The following is a 21,308-nucleotide window of genomic DNA, read 5'->3' on the forward strand; positions in this document are numbered from 1 at the left end:
AGACATGGAATGAAGAAGACCTTCGCCCTGCTCGCATGCGTGCTGCTGGTGGCCGGCCTCGCCGCCTGCAACACCGACAAGGCCCCCGCCGACCTCGCCATCAAGGCCGCCGACGACGCGATCACCGCGGTGGCGCCCGAGGCCGAGAAGTACGTCCCGGATCAGCTCACCGCTGCCAAGGACGCGCTCGCCGCCGCCAAGGACAAGTTCGCCAAGGGCCAGTACAAGGAAGCCCTCGCGGCCGGCACCGAGCTCGCCAACACGGCCAAGGACCTCGTGGCCGCCACCGCCGCGAAGAAGGACGAGCTGACGAAGGCCTGGAACGACCTCGCCGCCTCCCTCCCGCAGACCGTCGCGTCGATCCAGGCGAAGATCGAAGAGTTCGGCAAGGCCAAGAAGCTCCCCAAGGGGATGGACAAGGCGAAGCTGGCCCAGGCCCAGGAAGGCCTCGCCGGAATCACGAAGGCGTGGGACGAGGCGTCCGCCGCCTTCACTGCCGGCAACCTCGGCGAAGCGCTCGGCAGGGCGAGCACCCTGAAGGACAAGGGCGCCGAAGTGATGGCGCTCCTCGGCATGGCCCCGGCCGCCGCTCCGGCGGAAGCCCCGGCCGCCGCCCCCGCAAAGTAACAAGCCCTTCCGTCAACGCGCCACGTGCGGCGCTCCACGGCCCCGGATCTTCCGGGGCCGTGGCATTTCTGAACCCGGAACGGGGAGGGGACCGTAGAGACCGGGGGGGGCCGGGGGGGTCGGGGGAACCGAGAGCCGCGCCAAGCCATCTCATCTTGCCGCTCGAGTCGCGGATGGGAGGGGTGTCCCACGGCGGCGCTCGCCGGGGGGCCTGAGCTTCGCGCGGCCCCCCGGGCCCCCCACCGTTATTCCGATCACTTTTCTCGCGCAGGCATCGTTCTCGTTGCACGCGCGCTCGCCTGATCCGGCGGCCTGCTCGCGGTGCCGTGCGGGGCCCCGCGCGTGCTCGGACGCCGCTCGCGGGACACCCCTCCCACCCGCTCAGATCCCCGGCAAATCAGCACCTCGAGCGAGTCCGCTCTTGAACGACAGACTCCGTAGAGTGTAGAGCGTAGACCAGACCCCAGGGTTATTTTCGATCTCTGAAGCTCGCCGGCCGCGGGAGGGGCGGTGCGTCTCGCGAGCCGACCTCGAGCACGACCGGGGACCCGCTCGAATTCGCGAGGACCGGGCGGGGATCAAGCCCGCGCGCGTGTTTGACGAGCGAAGCGAGGAGTTCGCGCGGGCGCCCCGCCCGGCCGCAGCGGATTCGGAAGCGGGTCGGGCGCGCGCAGCGGCGGCCGTGAGACGTACCGCACCGCACGCGGCCCCTTGCCGAAGCGACGAGACGTTGAAGTTGGATGTCTCCCGGTCCCGGTCCCAGTCCCGTCTCAGAGGGCGCGGATCTCGACCCCCGCTTCACGGAGCCGCGCGGCGATGGCCCTCGCGAAGTCGACCGCGCCCGGGGTGTCGGAGTGGAGACAGAGCGTCCTCGCGTCGACGGCGACGATCTCGCCGCTCGACGCGACGACCTCGCCGCGGGCGGCGATCGAGACCGCCTGCCCGGCCGCTTCTTCTGCCGTCGCCTTCAGCGCGCCGGGCCTCCCGCGCGGCGTCAGGGTTCCGTCGGGCTCGTAGCCGCGGTCGGCGAAAGCCTCGCCCGCGAAAGGGAACCCTTCTTCGGAAAAGCCCTGGAGCATCACCGAGCCGGCGAGGCCGACGAGGACGACGCCCGGGGCGACGCGCGCGACGCCTTCGGCGATCGCCCGCGCGAGGGCCTCGTCCTTCGCCGCTGCGTTGTAGAGGGCTCCGTGCGGCTTGACGTGCGCGAGCCGCGCTCCGCAGCGCTGCGCCACGACGAGGAACGCCGCCACCTGGCCGGCGACGGCGGCGGAGACCTCTTCCAGGGAGATCCTCATCGTCCGCCGGCCGAATCCCTCGCGGTCGGGGTAGGACGGGTGCGCCCCGACGGCGACGCCACGGGCGAGAGCCGCGCGGACGACCCGTTCCATCGACGCGGCATCTCCCGCGTGGCCGCCGCAGGCGACGTTGACGGACGTGACGACGTCGAGGAGGGCGTCCTCGACCTCGACCAGCTCCGGGCTCTCTCCGACGTCGGCGTTCAGGTCGATCGTCCTCACGCGAGCTCCTGCCCCTTCGTCTCCGGAAGGAATCGCATGAGGAAGGCCCCGGCGACGTAGAAGGCCGCCGTCAGGGCGAGGGCGCTCCCGATGCCGTGCCGGTCGGCGAGGGCCCCGATCGTGAACGGCGCCAGGGCGCTCACCGCGCGCCCCGCGTTGTAGCAGAAGCCCTGCGCGGCGCCTCGCACCGCCGACGGGAACAGCTCGGCCAGGAGCGCGCCGAAGACCGAGAAGTAGCCGTGCCCGAGGTAGCCGACGAGCGGGGCGAGAAGGAGGATCGCCGCTTCCGAGCGCGCGAAGAGGCCGAAGGCGGGGACGACGACCGCCGCGCCGAGAACGAAGGCGAGGAAGACGGGCCGCCGGCCGAACCGGTCGGCGAGGAATCCGAACGTCGTGTAGCCGAGGAAGGCCCCCGCCTGCATCGCGACGATGAAGCCGGTCGACCGGACGAGGCCGAGCCCCGCGCCGCCGGCCGCCGCGGGCGCGGCGAGGAAGCTCGGGATCCAGGTGAAGAGCCCCCAGTAGGCGAAGAGAAGCGCCGTGGAGAGCGACGTCGCGGCGACGACGCGGCCGAGGAGCGGAGGACGCAGGAGGATGGAGAGGCCGGGCCCGCCTCTCGTGCGGACGCCGCGCTCTCTCCAGATCGCCGGCTCCGGCACGCGCCACCTCACCCAGACCGCGAGCAGGCCGGGAAGGACTCCGAGGACGAAGAGCGGCCGCCAGCCGAAGCTCGGGATGACGACGGCGGCGAGGACCGCCGCCAGGATGTAGCCGATGGCCCATCCCGACTGCATCAGGCCGATCGCCTTTCCCCGGTGCGCGGCGGGCCAGGTCTCGGCGACGAGGACCGAGCCCGCCGACCACTCCGCCCCGAGGCCGAGGCCGACGAGGGCGCGCCAGAGCGCCAGCTCGGCGACGGTGCGGGCGGTCGCCGTCGCGCCGGTGAAGAGGGCGTAGGCGAGGATGGAGAGGACGAGGATGCGCGCCCGGCCGAACCGGTCGGCGAGGATCCCCGCGCCGATTCCGCCGACCGCGGAGGCGATGAGCGTGACCGACGCGAGAAGGCCCGCCTGCGCGCCGTCGAGGCCGAACTCCGCCCGGATCGCCGTCAGGGCGAACGCGTAGAGCATCACGTCCATCGCGTCGAGCATCCAGCCCGACGTCGCGGCGAGGAGGGCGCGCCGGGCCTCGGGCGAGGCCTCGCGAAGCCAGGCGAACCTCACGGCAGGAAGACTCCGGGTCGGTTGATCCGTGCCTCGCGCTCGAGGATCCACCGGCGCGCCTCATCGAACGAGACCCGCGCGAAGCGGACCTCGTCGCCGGGACGGAGCTGGGCGAGGGCGGAGAGATCGGCGGAGATCACGCTCGCAATCTTCGGATATCCGCCCGTCGAAGGGTGCTCGACGAGAAGGACGATCGGCAGCCCCCCTGCCGGGACCTGGACCGCCCCCGCGACGACCCCCTCCGTGACGAGCGACCGGGTGGGCGCCTCGAGCGGCTCACCCTCGAGCCGGACGCCGGTCCGGCTGGAGGAGGCAGAAACCCGGAAGGAGCAGGAGAAGAAGGTCGCGAGCGCTTTCGGTGAGAACCAGTGCTGTTGGGGTCCCGGCGTGACGCGCAGGAGGCGGCGCGGCCCGTTCCAGCGCGCGGCCGCGGCGTCGACGCTCAGGCCCCGCGGCGGGGCAAGGGGCGGTCCGATCGGGAGGAGGTCTCCGGCCGCCAGCGCACGCCCCAGGAGTCCCCCGAAACCCGTCGCGACGTCGGTCGACCGGCTGCCGAGGACGTGCGGGACGTCGATTCCGCCGCGGACGCAGAGGTACCCGCGGGCGCCGGACACCGCACGCCCGAGGGTGAGTCGGCTGCCGGCGCGCACGCGGATCGCGCTCCACGCCGCGAGCTCTTCCCCGTCGAGCATCGCCGCGAACGGGGCCCCGGCCAGCACGACGAGCCCCTCGTCCTCGAAGACGAGCTCCGGACCTGCGAGCGTCGCCTCCAGGGCCGCCGCCCCTTCGTCGTTGCCGAGGAGGAGGTTCCCGAGGCGGAGCGCGTGCGCGTCGGCGGCCCCGCCCGGCGGAACGCCGAACGCACCGAGACCGGGGCGCCCGAGATCCTGGACGGTCGTCAGGAGCCCCGGCGAGAGGACGCGGATCATCGCGGTCCCTTTGAGAAGAGGTCGAAGTCGTGCCGTGAGACGGGGACGAACCGGACCGCGTCGCCGGGCAGGAGAAGCGACGCGCCCTCGCGGCCCGGGTCGAAGAGTGGAACCGGCGTCCGCCCTACGAGTCTCCAGCCGCCCGGCGTCGCGCGCGGGTAGAGCCCCGTCTGGCCTCCCGCGATCCCGACGCTTCCGGCCGGCACCCGCAGGCGCGGCGCGGGAAGCCGCGGGGTCGCGAGGCCCGGCGGGAGACCGAGGAGATAGGCGAAGCCGGGTGAGAAGCCGAGGAATGCGACGCGGTAGGACGCTCCCGCGTGGAGTGCGGCCGCCTCCTCGGGCGCGAGCCCCGCCCCACGGGCGACGTCCGCAAGGTCCGGCGCGCACTCCCCCTCGTAGCAGACCGGGATCTCGACCGTCCGCTCCGCGGGCGCGAGGGCGAGCCCCGGGGGAGGCAGGAGCGGCATGACGATGCGTTCGATCTCTTCGTGTGTCGTCGTCCGCGGGTCGAAGACGACGAGGAGCGACGTGTAGGCCGGCCGCAGGTCGACGAGGCCGGGTGGCGGGCTCGCCGCGAGCGCTGCGCGCAGGGCGAGGACCGCGGCCGTGGCGCTCTCGGACGGTTCGGCGGCCAGGACGGCGAGGAGCGCAGCGTCGCTCGAAGGGACGAGACGGGGAATCGGGGGGGCGTCGTCGCCGCTCACTCTCCCCGCACGATACGCGGGAAGCGCTTTCCCTCGACGCCGGGCCGGCCCGGGATTACCGTGGGCCAAAATCGCGCGGAGGGAACGCTTCATGGCTCTCGACGTTTTCCACCAGGTCCTGAAGAGGCTCTACGAGCTCGCGGGCGGCAACCCACGCCAGATGGTCTCCACCTTCGACGTCCTGAAGCAGGAGAAGCTCTTCGGAAGCGCCGAGATGATCCTCAACAAGCTCCACGCCGAAGGCTGGGTCACCGACGCCCCCACGCGGGACCACGTCTACGTGACGACGTGGGGAATCGAGGAGGTCCTGCGCGTGGGCGCGCCTGCTCCCTCTCCGGCCGCCAGCGTGCCCGCAGCCACCACGCCCGCCGCGCCGAAGCCGGCCGAGCCGAAGAACGCCAGCGCCCTGCGCGAGGCGGCCGCGAAAGCCCGCGAGCTGGCCACGACGCTCGACGAGCTTGCCTCGGGCGCCGGAGGCACCGGCGCGCAGCGCAAGGCCAAAGCGAAGAAGGCTCTCGCCGCCGTCGCTGCGGCCGTGGAGGGAGCCTTCGAGTGGCGGCGGGGGGGGGGGGGGGGGGGGGGGGGGGGGGGGGGGGGGGGTGGGGGAGCCCAGCCCCCGGGGGGGGGGGGGGGGGGGGGGGGGGGAACGCCATGAGCCCAACGCTGGACGCGCTCCTCCCCTCCCCGGCCCGGTTCCTGGAAGGGCGCCTCGGTCCCCTGCGCAATCCAAGGGTCCTCGCCGGCTACGAGGCGTATTTCGAAGGGCGCGGAAAGGGGATCTCCGAGGCGGTCGACCGGGCCGGAACGCCCCCTCTCCGGATGTTCGACCGCTTCGGAGCGCGCATCGACGAGGTCGTCTTCCCGCCCGAGTACCGCGAGCTCCTGACGAAGGGGTACGAGGCCGGCGTCGTCTTCAAGGCCGTCGAGGAGGGGGACCTCCTCGCGTCGTACCAGGTCGGCTACGTGACGTCCTTCTACGATGCGGGGCTCTACTGCCCTCACACGGTGTCGCTCTCGACGGCGATCCCGCTCGCCAAGTACGGCTCGGCGGATCTCAGGGCGAAGTACCTCCCGAAGCTCCTGAAGCGGGACGACTCCGTCTGGCAGGGGGCGACCTGGATGACCGAGGCGAAGGGGGGCTCGGACCTCGGCTCGTTCGTGGAGACCGTCGCCCGTCCCGACGGCGACCGCTGGCTCCTGACGGGCGAGAAGTACTTCACGAGCAACGTCGGCGCCGAGCTGGCGATCGCAGCGGCCCGCCCGGAAGGCGCACCGGCCGGCGTCCGCGGCCTCGAGCTCTTCCTCGTGCCGCAGCGGCGCGACGACGGCACGCTCAACTTCCGGGTCCGCAGGCTCAAGGACAAGATCGGCACGCGCTCCGTCCCGACCGGCGAGGTCGAGCTGGACGGCAGCGTCGGGTTCCTCCTCGGCGAGCGCGGCCAGGGGACCTACCTCGTCCTCGAGGCGCTCAACGTCTCACGTGTCTGCAACAGCGTCGGAGCGGTCGCGCTGACGCAGCGGGCGCTCCACGAGGCCTGGAGCTTCGCGAAGGGACGCGTCGCGTTCGGAAAGCCGGTCGCCGAGCAGCCCCTCTTCGCGCGCCAGGCGCGGGAGCGGCACGAGACGCTCCTCGACGCGTTCGCCCTCGCCTGGGAGGCGGTGACGCTTCTTTCGGAGGTCTGGCGCGAGACGCCGCGCTACTCCGACCGCTACCACCTCTTCCGGCTGGTGGCCCACCTCTCGAAGTACTGGACGGCCGAGGTCGCCGTGCAGACGGCGAAGTGGGCGATGGAGGCGCACGGCGGCGCCGGCATCCTCACCGACTACCCCGTCGAGAGGCTCCTGCGCGAGGCGATGATCCTGGGGATCTGGGAAGGGACGCCGCACCGGCAGATCCTCGACGGCATGGAGGTCGTCGAGAAGAAGAGAGTCCACGTCCCGCTCCTCGACGGGATCGCCGCGCGGGGGGGGAACCCCGTCGCCCTCGCAATGTCCCGGTCGGAGGTCGACGAGTGGCTCGCCCTTCCCGCGGAGCGCAAGGAGGCCGAGTCGGAGCGCGTCTTCGCCCGGCTCGCCGGGACGGTGGCCCGAGAGCTGCGCCGCGCGACGACCTGATGGCGGAACGGAGAGGACGCGGGCCGGGCGATGCCCGGAGGGGCTCAGGCGTCCCGAGTCCTCTCGAGCTCCACGAGCGTCGCCCGAAGCGTCGGGAGCACGGCGACGTCCTTCGGCCGGCCGGTGGCCGCCTTCAGCTCGACCAGGCGACGCAGGGAAAGCACTCGGGCCGACAGGTCGGGCCCGACCCGCATCTCCTCGCTGTCCGGGAGCAGGTCGTCGTAGGAAAGGCCGTCGTCGATCGCCCCGAGCGCGTCGAGCGGACCGCAGGTCGTCTGCAGAAGGTTGTGGCCCGGCCCGAGCAGATGTTGCGCCTCGGGGACGAGCCCCCGCGGATCGTGCCGATACCGGGCATCGATCGACCGGAGCGCGACAAGCAGGCGACGGACGTTGTCCGGGGTACGCCGGTGCACGATGTCGAGGTCGAGGGTCACGACGGGCGCCCCGCGCAGGATGGCCGAGATCCCTCCGACGACGATGAACTCCACCTCGTGCGCCGCGAGCACCGTCAGCGCGCGCCGGAAGTCGAACGTCATCGGGACGCGGGGATCTGGAGCGCCCGCAGCTCCTCGATCCCGTTGGCGGACGAGCTCGCCTCGTCGAGCCGTTCGGCCGGGGTCAGCCGCAGGAACATTCGGATGAGCGTCAGGTCGACACCCTCCTCGTTGTAGGCGCCCGCCGCAAGCCCGTCCGCGACGAAGGGCGCCTCCTCTCTCCTCGGCTCGACCTCGTCCGACATGACCTTCATCATAGCCAACGTCACAGCCCGTCTGCCGGCGTCCACGGCGCCGAGCGCTCCGTGCCGTCCGGGACGCGGGCGCCGGCTCAGCGCAGGACGAGCATCCGTTCCTCGGTCATCTCGAGGAACGCCGAGGCGGGCCCTTCGCGCCCCGTTCCCGAAGCCTTGACGCCGCCGTAGGGCATCGGGTCGCTGCGCCAGGTCGGGACGTCCCCCTGGATGACCGCCCCGACCTCGAGCGTCTCCCACGCGCGGCGCACCTTCGCGACGTCGTGGCTGAAGACGCCCGCCTGGAGCCCGTAGCGCGAGGCGTTCACGCGGGCGAGCGCTTCTTCGAAGGAGTCGTACGTCGAGAGGACCGCGCCGGGGCCGAAGAGCTCGCCGGCCACGATCGGCTCCTCGTCCGGGACGCCGTCGAGAAGCGCCGGGGAAACCATCGCGCCCTCCGCCGTCCCTCCCGCCAGGAGCGTCCCTCCCGCGGCTTTCGCCGATGCGATCCACTCCAGCACGCGGTCGCGGTTGGCGGCGTCGATCATCGGCCCGCAGAGGGTCGAAGGCAGGGACGGGTCCCCCTTCGGAAAGGCCTCGGTCGCCTCGACGAGGAGGGCCCTCAGGCGCGCGGCCACGTCGCGATGCACGAGGACCCGCTGCACGCTGATGCACGACTGCCCCGCCCAGGCGTACGCCGCGGCCGCGATCCGGCGCGCCACGTCGGGAAGGTCGTCCCAGTCGGGCTCGACGATGACCGCGGCGTTTCCTCCGAGCTCGAGGGCGACGCGCCGGTCCCAGGCCTTCTTCCGGAGCGCAAGGCCGACCTCGGCCGAGCCGGTGAACGTGAGGAGAGCGAAGCGGGGATCGGAGACGAGCGCCTCGGCGTCGGCTGCCCGCGCGGGTACGACGGAGAGCGCCCCGTCGGGGAGCCCGGCGCGCTGGAGCGCGGCGGCGAGAAGGAGAGCCGCCGTTGGTGTCTGGCTCGCGGGCTTGAGGACGACCGGGCAGCTTGCCGCGACCGCGGGGGCGAGCTTGTGCGCGACGAGGTTGAGGGGAAAGTTGAACGGCGTGATCGCGAGGACCGGCCCGATCGGCACCCGTTTCGTCAGGGCGATCCGCCCGGCGCCGCTCGCGAAGCCGGAGAGATCGCGCGCGACGAGCTCGGGGAATCGGGCCACGTGCGCCGCCGCCAGGAGGGTGTCCCCCGCGCGTTCCACCTCTCCCCGGGCGAGGGCGATGGGCTTGCCCGCCTCTTCGACGATCGCACGGGCGACCTCTTCCTTCCGGCCGAGGAGGTCGGCGCGCGCCGCCTCGAGAATCGCCCCGCGTTTCTCGGCGGCGAGAGCCGCCATCGCCCGGGCCGCCCCCAGAGCGGCCTCCGCCGCGCGGTCGAGGGTCGACGGCCCTGCCCGCGCCACGCGCGAGACCGGCGATCCGTCCCACGGCGAACGGACGACGGTCGCGTCGTCACCCTCTTCCCACACGCCGCCGAGGAAGAGCTTCGTCTCTCTCATTTCCCGTCCCTCTCGGAGCCCCGGGCCTGCGGGCCGAGGCCGAAGAAGCGTTCGATCTTCGTCACGAGGGAGACGTGCGCCGCCTCGATGCGGTGGCGGCGGGATTCCTCGGAGAGTCCCTCGGTCGCCGTCGCGAGCTCCACCTGGCGCGCCGCGAGGATCCTCGACACCGCTTCGGCGATGGCGGGACGCTCGTGGAGGATCTCCCTGAACATTTCCTTGCCGAGACGCCAGCACTCCGTCTCGCCCACGGCGATCACCGTCGCGCGCCGCGGTTCGCCGGTCAGCATCCCCATTTCGCCGAAGATGCCGGGGGCCGTGATCCGGCTGACGAGGCGCGGAGGGGCGTCGGGGACCTCGATGCGAACGTCTCCCGCGCCGCGCGTGAGGATGTAGAGGTCGTGCACCTGCCGTCCCTGGACGACCATCGCCTCACCGGGGGCGAACGGGGCGCGGACGAGTCCGGGCGCGAGTCGCTCGCGTTCCTCGGCGGTCAGCGCAGCGAAGAGCGGCACGCTCTCCAGGGCCGCGAGCCGTGCCTCGTCGTCTCGCTTCGCCTGGCGCGTGCGGTGCCCCTCCTCCTCCACCGTGACGAAGTTCGCCGTGGCCGGTCTCGACAGGGCAATCCCGGCACGTCGGAGGGCGTAGAGGACGCGCGTTCTCACGATCGAGTCCGTCGGATCGTCCAGGAGGAGGTCGGTCAGCCAGTAGCGGACCGCGTACGAGGCCCAGCTCTCACGGAAGTCCATCAGGACGACGCTCGGTGCCGGCTCGGCCGCGACGTTCGGGATCGGCTCGCGCGTCAGCGCCTCGCGCACCGTCTCGAGGACGGTGACCGGCGAGGTCCGGTAATCGACCCCGAAGGTGACCCACCGCCTCTCGAGCGGCGGCCGGCGTCCTCCGGCCTTCCCGAGAAGGAGGAGCGGCGTCTTCACGAGGACGCTGTTGGGGATGAGGAGGGTGTCGCCGTTGCGGGTCTCCACCGCCGTGTGCCGCCAGGCCGTCTCGCGGACCCGGCCGGACGTGTCGCCGAACTTCACCCAGTCTCCCGGCTCGACGGCCCCTTCGAGCTGGAGGGCGATGCCTCCCATGACGTTCGCGAGGGTGTCCTGCAGCGAGAACCCGATGACGGCCGTGACGACCGCCGACGTCGCGACGATCCCGGTGACGTCGACCTGGTGGACCGAGAAGAGCCAGATCAGGAGGGCCACGAACGAGAGCCCGACCGCGAGGTCCCGCGCGATGCGCGGGACCCGCACCCGGGCCCGGGGGAGGAGCAGGTCGAAGAGGACGACCGCGGCCAGGCCGAGGAAGGCGATCCCCTGCAGGAGAAGGGCGATGAAGAGGATGGTGGGCGCCGCGCTCGGGAGCTCGAGAAAGGCGAGAGCTCCGATTCCACGGAGGAGGACGGAGACGCCGAAAACCAGGGCCAGCCGAACGATGCGGCCCCTCGCTTCGCGCACGGCGACGAAGAGGAGCGCCGACCCCAGCAGGAAGGCGACCCCGAGCCGGATCGATTCCGGCGAGAAGACGGGTAAGGCGCCGGGTCCGGGCATGGGAGCGGAGGACGAAACTAACACGGAGAGGGACGGGGGGTGCCCCGGTTCGGTAGGATCGGGAGAGAAACGGTCCCGACGGTTGGCAGCGACCGTGCGGACGACGAAAGACGTCGCGGGCCTCGACGGGCACCGCGCTCGGGGAGAAGGCGATGACAGAGAACGCGACGCTCGAGACGACCCGTGGAACCGAGACTCTCATCGACCTCGAGAGCCGGTACGGCGCCCACAACTACCACCCTCTCGACGTCGTCTGCACGAAGGGGGAGGGGATCTGGCTCACGGACGTGGAGGGGAAGAGGTACATGGACTTCCTCGCCGCCTACTCCGCCGTGAACCAGGGGCACAACCACCCGCGGATCGCCGAGGCGATGATCCGCCAGGTCCGCCGCCTCGCCCTCACGAGCCGGGCGTTCCGCAACGACCAGTTTCCCCCGCTTCTCGAGAAGCTCTGCCGCCTCAGCGGCTTCGACAAGGCCCTCCTGATGAACAGCGGCGCCGAGGCCGTCGAGACGGCGATCAAGGCGATGCGCAAGTGGGCCTACGACGTGAAGGGGGTCCCGTACCCGAAGGCCGAGATCATCGTGGCGGAGGGGAACTTCCACGGCCGGACCACGACGATCGTCGGCTTCTCGACCGACCCCGACTCGACGAGCCGCTTCGGCCCCTTCACGCCCGGATTCCGGATCGTCGCGTACGGCTCGGTCGCCGCCGTCGAGGCCGCGATCACGCCCGAGACGGCCGCCATCTTCGTCGAGCCGATCCAGGGCGAGGGGGGCGTCGTCATCCCGCCGGACGGCTACCTCCGCGGCCTGCGCGAGCTCGCCGACCGGCACAACTGCCTCCTGATCCTCGACGAGATCCAGTCGGGCCTCGGCCGCACGGGCAAGCTCTTCGCGTTCGAGCACGAGGGGATCCGCCCCGACGGCGTCACGATCGGCAAGGCCCTCTCGGGCGGCTTCTACCCCGTCAGCGCCTTCCTCTCCTCGAACGCGGTCATGGACGTCTTCACCCCCGGCATCCACGGCTCGACGTATGGCGGAAACCCCCTCGCGTGCGCCGTCGCCTCCGAGGCGCTCGACGTCCTCGTCGACGAGCGGCTCGTCGAGCGGGCCGCCGAGCTCGGGCTCCACCTCGAGGCGCGGCTGCGCGGGATGAAGACCGGCAAGATCGAGGAGATCCGCGTCCGCGGCCTCTGGGCCGGAGTGCAGCTGAAGGTCTCGGCGGGACTCGCGCGCCCCTACTGCTACGCGCTGAAGGAGCGAGGGATGCTCTGCAAGGACACGCACGAGCAGACGATCCGCCTCGCGCCGCCGCTCGTCATCGCGCGCGAGGAGATCGACTGGGCGGTGGACCAGCTCGACGCGGTCCTGGCCTGACGCGCAGAGGGCCCCAGTCCCGGTAAACTGAGGGGCTTTGCGCCGACTTCGCGCGGCCCTTCGGGCCATCCTCTCCCTCCTCGCGCTCTCCTCCTCCGGTCTCGCCCAGAGGCCGGAGGAACCTCTCGTCGCCCTCGTCGCGACGCGCGAGGTCGTCCTGGACGGGCGGCTCGGAGACCCCCTGTGGAAGGACGCCCCCGTCCTCGACCGCTTCACGCAGCAGGCCCCCGACGAGGGCCAGCCGGCGACGGAGCGGACGGAAATCCGCGTCGTCGTCACGCCGCGGGCGGTCGTCGTCGGCGTCGTCTGCGTCGACCGCGAGGCCAAGCCGGTCGCGGCGCGCAACTACGAACGGGACGGCGACTTCGACGCCGACGACTGGGTGATGATCGTCCTCGACACCTACCTCGACCGCCGGAACGCGGCGATCTTCGCCGTCAACCCGCTCGGCACCCAGTGGGACGCCCTCGTCACGAACGAGGGCGAGGAGGAGGACGAGTGGGACGCGATCTGGGAGTCGCGGACCTCGGTCGGCCCGGACGGCTGGCGCGCGGAAGTCGCGATCCCGCTCTCCGCCCTCCGCGCTCCCGCCGGCGCGACCTCTTTCGGCTTCAACGTCTTCCGGATGCTCCGGCGCCGCCAGGAGACCTCGGCCTGGGGCGGGTGGCGGCGCGAGGCGGGGCCGAACCGGATCTCGATGGCGGGGACGCTGACCGGTTTCCGGCTCGAGCGGCGTCTCCCGCTCGTCCTCAAGCCGTTCCTCCTGACCGGGTACGACCACGACGTCCGCGAGGCCGGGGGCTCGTACCGAAACGGCGCGCGCCTCGACGCCGGGCTCGACGCGAAGGTGGGCGTGACGCCGACGCTCGTCCTCGACGCGACGGTGAGGACCGACTTCGCGCAGGTCGAGTCGGACACGCAGCGCGTCAACCTCACCCGCTTCCCGCTCTTCTTCCCCGAGAAGCGCGAGTTCTTCCTCGAGCGGATCGGCTTCACGCGGTTCGGCCAGCAGCAGCTCGGCGAGATCTTCTACTCCCGGCGCATCGGCCTCTCTTCCGACGGGGAGCCGGTCCCCATCGTCGGCGGGGCGCGTCTGACGGGAAACGTCGGCCGGACCGAGGTCGGCGTCATCGCGGTCCGGCAGGACGAGTCCCTCGGACTCCCCGAGACGGACTTCTACGTCGCCCGCGTGCGGCACCCGCTCGGCGCGCGCTCCTCCGTCGGCGCGATCTTCACCGACCGGGAAGGAGGTCCCGCCGGGAAGGAATGGAACCGGGCCGCCGGTGTCGACCTCGACTGGAAGCCGACGGAAACGCTCGCGTTCACCGCCTTCTGGGCCACGACGCGCGACCCCGAGGGGCGACCGGACACCGACGGCTGGCGCGTCTCCGGCCAGTTCGACGACGGCAGCTGGCAGCTCTACTCGAGCCTGAAGCGCTACGACGAGGACTTCGATCCCGGGATCGGCTTCGTTCCCCGAACGGGCATCACGAACCTCTTCGGCCGCGCGGCCCGCCGCTTCTACCCCGCGGGCGGGTTCGTGAGGGAGTGGGGCGTCGGGGCCGAGGTCGATTACTTCGAGGACCCCGCCGGCGACCCCGTCGGGCGCGAGATCCAGCTGGAAATGTGGGCCGAGGGGCGCGACGCGAGCTACGCCAGGGCGGAGCCTTTCTCCAGCGAGTGGGACCGCCTCGACGAACCGTTCGAGATCAGCGCCGGCATCCACGTCCCCGAGGGCGCCTACTGGAACCGGCGGCACGCGGTCGAGGCCGGCACGAGCAAGGCCGTCGCGCTCTCGGCGAGCGGGAGCGTCGAGTGGGGGACGTTCTACGGCGGGCACCTCGAGACGTACGAAGGACAGCTCTCCTGGCGCCCGAACCCTCACCTCCTCTTGGCGCTGACCGAGGAGTACAACGACGTGAGGCTCCCCGGGGGCGCCTTCACGACCTCGCTCCTCGGTCTTCGCGGCACCTGGAACTTCTCGAGGTCCCTGCTCCTGACGGCCTTCACCCAGGTGAACTCGGAGGCGGACGTCGCGAGCCTCAACACGCGCCTGCGCTGGATGTGGCGACCCGGCTCGGACGTCTACCTCGTCTACAACCGGGCGACGGGAGAGGGGCTCGAGCGACGGGCGTGGCAGGTCGTCCTGAAGGCGACGTGGGCGATCCTGCCGTGAGAGGCGGAATAGTCCCGGTCCCGCAGGCGTTGTAGAGGCTCTCGTGAGCGCACTCTCCATCATCCTCTTCTTCCTCGGCATCGGCCTCCTCGTCCTCGGGGCCGACCTCCTCGTCCGCGGCGCCTCGCGCATCGCGCTCGCCGCTGGCATCTCGCCGCTCGTCGTCGGCCTGACCGTCGTCGCGTTCGGGACGAGCGCCCCCGAGATGGCCGTGAGCGTGAAGGCGGCCTTCACCGGGCAGACCGATATCGCCTACGGAAACGTCGTCGGCTCGAACATCTTCAACGTCCTCTTCATCCTCGGCCTCAGCGCACTCGTCGCGCCGCTCCTCGTCGACCGGCAGCTCATGCGCCGGGACGTCCCGATCATGATCGGGGCCTCCCTCCTGCTCCCGGTCCTCGCGCTCGACGGGCGGATAGGGCGACTGGACGGGGCGCTTCTCTTCGCCGGGGTCGTTGCTTACACCGCCTTCTCGGTGCTCCAGAGCCGGAAGGAGAGCGCCGCCAGGCGCGCGGAGACGGCAGCGGAGATGCCGGGAGGACCGACCGGCTCCTGGTGGGCGAACCTCCTCCTCGTCCTCGCCGGCCTCGGGCTGCTCGTTCTCGGCGCTCGCTGGCTCGTGGGCGGCGCCGTGGCGTTCGCCCGTTCGTTCGGCGTCTCCGAGCTCGTCATCGGCCTGACGATCGTCGCCGCGGGAACGTCGCTCCCCGAGGTCGCGACGTCGGTCCTCGCCTCGTATCGCGGCCACCGCGAGATCGCCGTCGGAAACGTCGTCGGCTCGAACATCTTCAACATCCTCGCCGTCCTCGGCCTGACGGGCCTCGTTGCACCGACCGGTGTCCCGGTCGCCGCACAGGCCCTTGCCTTCGACACCCCGGTCATGATCGCGGTCGCCCTCGCGTGCCTCCCGATCTTCTTCACCGGGCACGTCATCGCGCGGTGGGAAGGGGCGCTCTTCCTCTTCTTCTACACGGCCTACGCCTCGTTCCTCGTCCTGAAGGCGGCACAGTCCGCGGCGCTGCCGGGCTTCCAGCACGCCATGACGTACTTCGTGCTGCCGCTGACTGTCGTGACGCTCCTGGTCCTTTCGGCCAAGGCCTTCCGGCGGCAGAAGTCGCCGGCCCGGTGAACCGGACGCTCGCCACGCTGACCCGGGAGATCGAGGCCTGCCGGGCCTGTCCGCGGCTCGTGGCGTGGCGGGAGGAGAGCGCGGCGAAGCCCCCGCGGCGCTTTGCGGGCGAGGATTACTGGGCGCGGCCCGTCCCCGGCTTCGGCGACCCGGCGGCAGGGCTTCTCATCGTCGGCCTCGCGCCGGCCGCCCACGGCGGCAACCGGACGGGCCGGGTCTTCACCGGCGACTCCTCGGGGGACTTTCTCTTTTCGGCGCTCCACCGCGCCGGCTTCGCGAACCAGCCGGAATCGACCCGGTGTGGCGACGGCCTCGCGCTGGCCGGCGCCTACGTTCTCGCGCCCGTCCGTTGCGCTCCGCCCGACAACCGTCCGACGCCCGACGAGTTCGACCGCTGCCGGCCGTTCTTCGCCCGGGAGCTGGCGCTGCTCCCGAACCTCCGCGTCTTCCTCGCCCTCGGCGGCCTCGCGTGGGCCTCGGCGCTCCGCGTCCTCGGCGACGCGGGTGTCGCGATTCCCCGCCCAGCGCCGACCTTCGGCCACGGCGCCGAGGCGGCGCTCGACCTCCCCGGCCGTGGCCGCCTCACGCTCCTCGGCTCGTACCACGTGAGCCGGCAGAACACGAACACGGGGAGGCTGACCCCCGCAATGTTCGATTCGGTCCTCGCGCGGGCCCGGGAAGCGCTCGGCCCCGGCCGCTGACCGGAACCCGGGGGTGCCGGCGCCCGTACACGGGGAATGCGCCTCGCCACCGGGGTCCTGTCCCTCCTGCTCGCCCTTCCCGCCACCGCCGAGCCGCCTGTTCACGATCGGAGCTTCTGGATCGCTCTCGCCGCGAAGGACTTCGCCGTTCCCGAGGGAGAGTCGGCCGCGGCCCTCGCCCTCGAGGCGGCGGATCTCCTCGCCTCGCCCGACCCGGCCCTGAGGGATGGGGTCGGCTACGAGGCGCTCGCGCGGTGGATCTACAAGGACGGCCTCGTCCCGCCGGCTGACCTGGAGCGCCTGCGCCTCCGGCTGCAGGCCGGGCTGAAGAAGGGGCTCGGGGAAAGCGCGACCGACGCGGCGTACGGGCGTTCGTTCTCGGCGATCGGCCTGGCGATCCTGGCCGCCGCCGACCTGAAGACGCCGTGGCTGACGCAGGAGGCGTTCGACGACCTTCTCGCGGCCTCGACCGCCTACCTCGGCACCGAGAGAGACCTGCGCGGCTTCGTCCCCGGCTCCGGCTGGGTCCACGCGACGGCGCACACGGCCGACGTCCTGAAGTTCCTCTCCCGCAACCCGAAGCTCGGCGCGGCCGGGCAGGCCCGGATCGTCGAGGCGGTCGCTGCGCGGCTCAGGACCGCCGGCGTCGTCTTCGCCTGGGGCGAGGACGAGCGCCTCGCGCTCGCGCTCCTCTCTCTGACGCGCCGCAAGGACTTCGACCCGAAGCCGCTCGAGGCCTGGCTCGCGGCGCTCGCCGCCGAGAACACCGCCCTCTGGAAGAACGGTGCCGCCATCGATCCGAAGGCGTTCGTCGCGGTGAGGGCGCAGAAGCAGGCGCTCGTTCACCTCGCCGCGCTCGTCGCCCGAGAGGAGGCGCCGCCGGAGCCGTTCTACAAGGCGCTGAACGGCGCGCTCGGCAAGCTCGCCGGCTGAGGGTCCGGCGTTCGCCGGACCCGGCCGCTCAGGCCTCCTCGGCCGCGGCGTCCGCCCGTCGCTTGTCCCGCAGCTGGACGAAGCTCGCGACGACGAGCGCCTCGCCGATGTCCTCGGCGCTGACGAGACCGAGGAACTCCTCGCCGCTGTTCACGGCGACGATCCGCTCCCCCTTCTCGCCCATGAGCCGCCGGACGTCGTCGAGACCCTGCGAGGCCTGCACCGTGAGGACGTCCCTCCGCATGATGCCGGCGACGTAGAGGTCGGTCACCTCGGTGGCGAGGGTCTTCAGGATGTCGTCGCGGGTCACCACGCCGAGGAAACCGTTCCCCTGCATGACGGCGAAGTCGGGCTGGTAGCTCGTCAGGATGTAGTCGACGACCTTGCTGACGTGGTCGCCCGGGTTGAGCGTCAGGGCGTGCTTGTTGTAGGCGTCGCCGACGCGCAGGGTCGTCAGGACGGTGCGCGCCTGCTCCTCGGCCCGTTCCTGCCCCGCCCCCATGAAGACGAAGAAGGCGACGACGACGAGGAGGATGTTCCCGCTGAGGACGCCGAAGAGGCCGAAGGCGAAGGCGATGGCCTGGCCGACGCCGGTGGCGATCCGCGTGGCGCGGGAGAAGCCCATCTTCAGGGCCAGGCCCGCGCGCAGGATCCGGCCCCCGTCCATCGGGAAGGCGGGAATGAGGTTGAAGAGGGCGAGCGCGACGTTCGCGGTGAAGAGCCATCCCCAGAGGGTGACGAGGGAAGGAGGGCCGTCGGTCGTCTGCAGGAGCGACCGCCCCTCCAGAGCGCCGAAGTTGACGGCGAGGCCGCCGGCGAAGAAGAGGAGGACGGCGATCGCCACGTTCACGAGCGGGCCCGCCGCCGCGATGAGGAGCTCGTGGAGCGGCTTCTCGGGGTTCTTCTCGAGTCGCGCGACGCCGCCGATCGGAAGGAGGACGATCTCCCGCACGGTGAGGCCGAACTTCTGCGCGACGAGGCTGTGCCCCAGCTCGTGCAGGACGACGCAGGTGAAGAGAAGGATCATCAGGCCCATCCCGAAGACGGCTCCCGGGAGGGAGGACTCCCCCTCGAAGCCCTTCGGGAAGCCCCAGCGGAACGCGCCGTAGGCGAGGATGAGCGCAAAGGTCGCGTGGACCTTGATGTCGATGCCCGAGATCCGGGCGATGGAATACGACCACTTCATGACGATCTCCCGGCGATACGGAACGGGCCCGGCCGCCGCTTAATTTCCGACGGCCGGCCCCGGCGGGATTTCCGGCTCGAAGGCGGGTGCCCCCGGCCGGGGCCGCTTCTTCCAGGCGGCGTAGGGGCGCGCCAGGGTGCGCAGCGCCTTCAGCTTCCACTCGTACGGGTCGAGCCAGCTCTGCTCCGGCGCCAGCTCGCGCCCTTCCTCGGGCTGGACGACGAGGGAGACCTTGATGTTCGGGAGGATGCCGACGGCGAGCCCGGCCTTGCGGGCCGCGGTGTACTGGTAGGCCATGACGTCGCGCATCTCGTCGGGGTCGGGCGAGGGGAGGTGGGCGAGGTTGCTCCCGGCGAGGGGCCGGAAGATGCACACGGTCGGGAAGCCGCCGGCCGCGACGATCCGGTCGATGGCCCTCTTCGTCGACTCTGCCGGCTCGAGGCCCGCGATGATCTCGCCCGAGACGCGGCCCCGGCCGAGCTTGCCGGCGGTGTACTCGAGCGCCTCGAAGAAGGCGTCCTGTCCGACGGTCGTCGCCTTGCCCGGGCAGATCTCTTCGAACCACTTCTTGTCGAGGAGCTCGACGCAGAAGGAAAAGTGGTCGCACCCCAGCTCGATCAGCTCGTCGTACTCGTCCCAGCACTCCTTCAGGACGGGAACGGCCTGCATGCCGATGAATCCGCCGACGTTCCGGCGAATGGCCGAGACGAAGGGACGGGCCTGCACGAGACCGTGCATCGCTCTCTTTTTCGGGTCGTCCTCGAAGTGGTAGCCGGTGTTGAAGTGGGTGAAGGTGACGCCCGACTCCTCGCGCGCGACCTTCGCCACCTCGACGACGTCCTCGACCTTCTTGGCGAGCTCCTCGTTCTTGCCGACGTTCACGCCGGTCGTGCAGAACTGGCAGTTCGCGGAGGAGGGGGTGTTGTACCAGTACATGCAGGTCTCGGCGAAGTAGACGCCGAGGTAGGTCCCCTGCAGGACGCCGACGCGGGTCATCGGAACGCCCCGGCTCGTCGTTCGCGCGTACCAGGCGGGCGGGTCGGGAAGGCGGACCGGGTAGACGACGTCGGGATGGCGCCTGTCGCGGACGGCGAACGCGTCGCCCTGCCTCACGAGTGTGAGGGGCGAGGTGGCGACGAAGGGCTCGTCGAGCGGGACGTTGACCCAGATCCCCTGGCGGGGGCCGGGGATGACCAGCTCGAGGCCCGAGCCGAGCCCGGCGCGGGTGCGGGCGACCCGGCGCGCGTCCACTCCGGCCCGGGCGGTGTCGTCGACCAGGAGCCCCCTGCAGAAGAGCTCGACCTCGAGCTCCACGGGGTTCCAGGGGGTGTCGGGGCGGGTGCTCATCGGCCGATTCTCGCAGGGTCGGCGGGAGGGGGCCCGGGACACCCCGTCCGGGCCCGATCCGGCAGGGAAACCCGGCGTCCGATATCGTTCCGGGCCATGAGCGAGGCCCGCCTCCCCGAGTCGACCCGTCGCCCCCTCGGCAAGCTCCACGCGCCCGTCTCCCCCGTCGGGTTCGGGTGCTACCGCGTCGACGACCGGGTGCCGCGGCACCGCGAGGCGCTCCGCCTCGCCCTCCTCTCGGGGGTGAACCTCGTCGACACGTCGACGAACTACGGCGACGGCCACAGCGAGATCCTCGTGGGGAAGGTGCTGAAGGAGCTGGCCGCCTCGGGCGAGGTGGCGCGTGAAGACGTGGTCGTCGTCACGAAGGCGGGATACGTCCAGGGGCAGAACCTGCGCGAAGCGCACGAGCGCCGGAAGCTGGGCGACCCCTGGCGCGAGATGACCGAGTATTCGCGCGACTGCTGGCACTGCATCTCCCCGGAGTTCCTCGCCGACCAGCTCTCGGCCTCGCTCGGGCGGCTCGCGATGCCGCGCGTGGACCTCCTCCTCCTGCACAACCCCGAGTACTTCCTCTCGGACGCCGAGCACCGGAGGATGCCGCTCACCGAGGCGCGCGACACGTTCTACGACCGGATCGGCCGCGCCTTCGGGCAGCTCGAGAAGGAGGTCGCCGCGGGCCGGATCGGCGCCTACGGCATCTCCTCGAACACGTTCGTCGTCCCGCACGACAAGGCCGACGCGGTCGACCTCCTCCGCGTCCTCGAGCTCGCCGGCCCCGGTTTCGCCGCGATCCAGCTCCCGATGAACCCGGTGGAGCTGGGCGCCCGCGAGCCGATCCACACGGTCGACGGCCGCAGCGTCCTCGACGTGGCCCGCGAGCACGAGCTCGCCGTCCTCGTGAACCGGCCGCTGAACGGGTTCAAGCAGGGTCAGCTCCACCGTTTCGCGACGGTCGGGGCGCCGTTCGCGCCCGTCCCCTCGCCGTCCGCCGACGCGCTCGCACGCCTCCGGACGGCAGAGGAGGAGTTCGCGCAGGCGTTCGCGCCCCGCCTCTCCGTCGAGAACGGCGTCGCGCCGCCGGAGGAGCTGATCGCGATCTCGCCGCTCCTGGCCGAGTTCGAGAAGCGCGGCCTCGACCTCTCGACCTTCCGCGAGGTCTGGGACGACGTCGTCGAGCCGCGGCGGACCGAGCTCCTCGCGGAGCTGCGGGAGGTCTTCTCCCGCGACGCCGACTTCCGCCGCTGGGCCGACGGGTGGGACGCGGCGATCCTCGACGCGGCTTCTGGGGTGGTGGAGCGGTTGGCGCCGAGGGAGGAAGCGCGATTCGCCGAGCTCTCCGAGATCGTCACGAAGACGCTCCACGAGTCGCTCGAGGGAACCCTCTCGCAGCGGACGATCAAGGGGCTCCTCGACGTGCCGGGCGTGACGAGCGTGCTGCTCGGGATGCGGCGGCCCGAGTACGTGCGGGACGCCGTGAGGGCGTTCGGGGGGTAGGACCGGGGCGGAGAACGGGGACGGATGACCGGGGCGGGGCCG

19 protein-coding genes are annotated in these 21,308 nt (G+C 71.8%); 9 read left to right on the forward strand and 10 right to left on the reverse strand.

The window, feature by feature from the left end:
* Positions 1-9 precede the first annotated feature (9 nt).
* Complete coding sequence (locus tag IPN03_06585) at positions 10-627, forward strand: hypothetical protein (GenBank protein ID MBK9373392.1); 618 nt, start codon at positions 10-12, stop codon at positions 625-627.
* Positions 628-1,397: 770 nt separating this feature from the next.
* Here IPN03_06585 and IPN03_06590 read toward each other — a convergent pair.
* The 4 genes from IPN03_06590 to pxpB form a co-directional block, all read right to left on the reverse strand.
* Positions 1,398-2,138 (reverse strand): LamB/YcsF family protein, encoded by a 741-nt coding sequence (locus IPN03_06590; protein ID MBK9373393.1) that lies wholly within the window; start codon positions 2,136-2,138, stop codon positions 1,398-1,400.
* 5 nt (positions 2,139-2,143) lie between these two features.
* A complete protein-coding gene (locus tag IPN03_06595) occupies positions 2,144-3,298 on the reverse strand; it encodes an MFS transporter (protein ID MBK9373394.1) in 1,155 nt (384 codons plus the stop codon).
* Between the two features lie 68 nt (positions 3,299-3,366).
* Entirely contained in the window at positions 3,367-4,299 is a 933-nt protein-coding gene (locus tag IPN03_06600; GenBank protein MBK9373395.1) for a biotin-dependent carboxyltransferase family protein, read from the reverse strand.
* Positions 4,296-5,096, reverse strand: coding sequence for a 5-oxoprolinase subunit PxpB (gene pxpB, locus IPN03_06605; GenBank protein ID MBK9373396.1), 801 nt, complete (start codon positions 5,094-5,096; stop codon positions 4,296-4,298). The genes IPN03_06600 and pxpB overlap by 4 nt, the downstream gene beginning before the upstream one ends.
* Here pxpB and IPN03_06610 point away from each other — a divergent pair.
* Positions 5,095-5,658 (forward strand): hypothetical protein, encoded by a 564-nt coding sequence (locus tag IPN03_06610; GenBank protein MBK9373397.1) that lies wholly within the window; start codon positions 5,095-5,097, stop codon positions 5,656-5,658. The two genes, pxpB and IPN03_06610, sit on opposite strands and share 2 nt — an antisense overlap.
* Positions 5,655-7,118 (forward strand): acyl-CoA dehydrogenase family protein, encoded by a 1,464-nt coding sequence (locus IPN03_06615; GenBank protein MBK9373398.1) that lies wholly within the window; start codon positions 5,655-5,657, stop codon positions 7,116-7,118. Before IPN03_06610 ends, IPN03_06615 begins: the two co-directional genes overlap by 4 nt.
* Positions 7,119-7,162: 44 nt before the next feature.
* Here the strand turns inward: IPN03_06615 and IPN03_06620 are convergent, their stop codons facing one another.
* The 4 genes from IPN03_06620 to IPN03_06635 all read right to left on the reverse strand — a co-directional run bounded on the left by IPN03_06620 (position 7,163) and on the right by IPN03_06635 (position 10,918).
* Positions 7,163-7,654, reverse strand: a complete 492-nt coding sequence (locus IPN03_06620) for a hypothetical protein (GenBank protein ID MBK9373399.1) — start codon at positions 7,652-7,654, stop codon at positions 7,163-7,165.
* On the reverse strand, positions 7,651-7,857 hold the full coding sequence (locus tag IPN03_06625) for a hypothetical protein (GenBank protein MBK9373400.1): 207 nt from the start codon (positions 7,855-7,857) through the stop codon (positions 7,651-7,653). The genes IPN03_06620 and IPN03_06625 overlap by 4 nt, the downstream gene beginning before the upstream one ends.
* A gap of 86 nt (positions 7,858-7,943) precedes the next feature.
* Complete coding sequence (locus tag IPN03_06630) at positions 7,944-9,362, reverse strand: aldehyde dehydrogenase family protein (protein MBK9373401.1); 1,419 nt, start codon at positions 9,360-9,362, stop codon at positions 7,944-7,946.
* A complete protein-coding gene (locus IPN03_06635; protein ID MBK9373402.1) occupies positions 9,359-10,918 on the reverse strand; it encodes a mechanosensitive ion channel in 1,560 nt (519 codons plus the stop codon). The genes IPN03_06630 and IPN03_06635 overlap by 4 nt, the downstream gene beginning before the upstream one ends.
* A 152-nt stretch (positions 10,919-11,070) precedes the next feature.
* On the opposite strand from IPN03_06635, the gene rocD reads away from it, so the two are divergent.
* The 5 genes from rocD to IPN03_06660 are packed head-to-tail and all read left to right on the forward strand — an operon-like array spanning position 11,071 to position 17,236.
* Positions 11,071-12,297 (forward strand): ornithine--oxo-acid transaminase, encoded by a 1,227-nt coding sequence (rocD, locus tag IPN03_06640; protein MBK9373403.1) that lies wholly within the window; start codon positions 11,071-11,073, stop codon positions 12,295-12,297.
* A gap of 37 nt (positions 12,298-12,334) precedes the next feature.
* Positions 12,335-14,473, forward strand: a complete 2,139-nt coding sequence (locus IPN03_06645; GenBank protein ID MBK9373404.1) for a carbohydrate binding family 9 domain-containing protein — start codon at positions 12,335-12,337, stop codon at positions 14,471-14,473.
* Between the two features lie 43 nt (positions 14,474-14,516).
* Complete coding sequence (locus IPN03_06650; protein MBK9373405.1) at positions 14,517-15,602, forward strand: calcium/sodium antiporter; 1,086 nt, start codon at positions 14,517-14,519, stop codon at positions 15,600-15,602.
* Positions 15,599-16,303: a uracil-DNA glycosylase gene (locus tag IPN03_06655; protein MBK9373406.1), complete on the forward strand. Its 705-nt coding sequence runs from the start codon at positions 15,599-15,601 to the stop codon at positions 16,301-16,303. The genes IPN03_06650 and IPN03_06655 overlap by 4 nt, the downstream gene beginning before the upstream one ends.
* Before the next feature lie 36 nt (positions 16,304-16,339).
* On the forward strand, positions 16,340-17,236 hold the full coding sequence (locus tag IPN03_06660; protein MBK9373407.1) for a DUF2785 domain-containing protein: 897 nt from the start codon (positions 16,340-16,342) through the stop codon (positions 17,234-17,236).
* Positions 17,237-17,264: 28 nt separating this feature from the next.
* On the opposite strand, the gene IPN03_06665 is transcribed toward IPN03_06660, so the two are convergent.
* On the reverse strand, positions 17,265-18,422 hold the full coding sequence (locus tag IPN03_06665) for a site-2 protease family protein (GenBank protein ID MBK9373408.1): 1,158 nt from the start codon (positions 18,420-18,422) through the stop codon (positions 17,265-17,267).
* A gap of 39 nt (positions 18,423-18,461) precedes the next feature.
* Positions 18,462-19,769: a hypothetical protein gene (locus IPN03_06670; protein MBK9373409.1), complete on the reverse strand. Its 1,308-nt coding sequence runs from the start codon at positions 19,767-19,769 to the stop codon at positions 18,462-18,464.
* Positions 19,770-19,865: 96 nt separating this feature from the next.
* On the opposite strand from IPN03_06670, the gene IPN03_06675 reads away from it, so the two are divergent.
* Positions 19,866-21,266, forward strand: coding sequence for an aldo/keto reductase (locus IPN03_06675; GenBank protein MBK9373410.1), 1,401 nt, complete (start codon positions 19,866-19,868; stop codon positions 21,264-21,266).
* The last annotated feature ends 42 nt before the right edge of the window (positions 21,267-21,308 follow it).

The sequence above is a fragment of the Holophagales bacterium genome, assembly GCA_016719485.1.
Classification (GTDB): Bacteria; Acidobacteriota; Thermoanaerobaculia; order UBA5066; family UBA5066; genus UBA5066.